1 protein-coding gene is annotated in these 1127 nt (G+C 76.7%); it reads right to left on the bottom strand.

Annotated elements, in window-relative coordinates; translation table 11 throughout:
- Nucleotides 1-1127 (bottom strand): FAD-dependent oxidoreductase (locus tag ACFQH9_RS31275; RefSeq protein WP_379571931.1); only part of this gene is annotated, 1127 nt, incomplete at both ends.

Genomic DNA, 1127 nt, shown 5'->3' with positions numbered 1-1127 from the left:
GACGAACTGGCGGGCCCGGTCACCCTCGGTGCGCCACAGCACCCGGGTGGGCGTGCGGACGGGCTCCGGAGCCGTGCTCGGGGCGTCGCCGCCGGCGCCCTCGCGCAGGCAGCCGGCCAGGTCGAGGGTGCCGTTGGCGGCGCCGATCACGGTGACCCCGGGTAGCGTCTCGGCCGGGCGGAACGCGCCCAGCGCGGGGTCGTAGGCCAGGGGCCCCCTGACGTGGCTGAACAGGTGCGCGGTCGGGTTCCAGCCGCCGGACACCAGCAGCAGGTCGGTCGGCAGCGTCCACCGCCCGCCGCCGGCGACGGCGACCTGGACCTCGGTGATCCGCTCCTCGCCGGAGGTCCCGGTGACCACGGCCTCGGGATGCACGGCGACACCACGCTCGGCGCACCGGGTGACCCAGTGCGCGGGCGGGGCCGGGCGGGCGTCGAGGACCGTGACGTCGGCACCGGCGTCGGACAGGTCGGTCGCGGCGGCGTAGGCGGCGTCGTCGCTGGTGAACACGACGATCTGCCGGCCGGCGAGCACGCCGTAGCGGTGCAGGTAGTCCCGGGCCGACGCGGCCAGCATGATGCCCGGGCGGTCGTTGTCGGCGAACACGATGGGCCGCTCGTGCGCGCCGGTGGCCACCACGACCTGCTCGGCCCGGATGCGGTGCACCCGCTGCCGGGAGCGGTGCCGGGGTGCGGACGCGCCCAGTTGGTCGGTGCGGCGCTCCAGGGCCAGGACGAACCCGTCGTCGTAGTGCCCGAAGGCGGTGGTGCGCTGCAGGTGCAGCACGTCCGGGTGGGCGGCCAGCTGGGCGACGGTGTCGGCGACGAACTGCAGCGCCGGGCGGCCGGCGATGCGCTCGGTTCCGGTCAGGCTGCCGCCGGCGACGGGCCGGTCGTCGACCAGGACCACGCTCTCCCCCGCCCGGACTGCAGTGCGCGCCGCGAGCAGCCCGGCCGGGCCGGCCCCGATCACCAGGGTGTCGCAGTGGGTGTGCTTGCGGTCGTAGCGAGCGGTGTCGGCCACCTCGGCGAGCCGGCCCCGGCCGCTCACGCCGCGGGCGGCGAGCCCGTCGGTCAGCTCGACGGTGCTCGCGAGGAGCATCGGCTCGGGGAAGGGCTCCTCGATCT

Origin of the sequence: Pseudonocardia lutea, from assembly GCF_042658055.1 — a bacterium.
Lineage (GTDB): Bacteria > Actinomycetota > Actinomycetes > Mycobacteriales > Pseudonocardiaceae > Pseudonocardia > Pseudonocardia lutea.
This window is presented reverse-complemented; position numbering and strand designations above follow the sequence as displayed.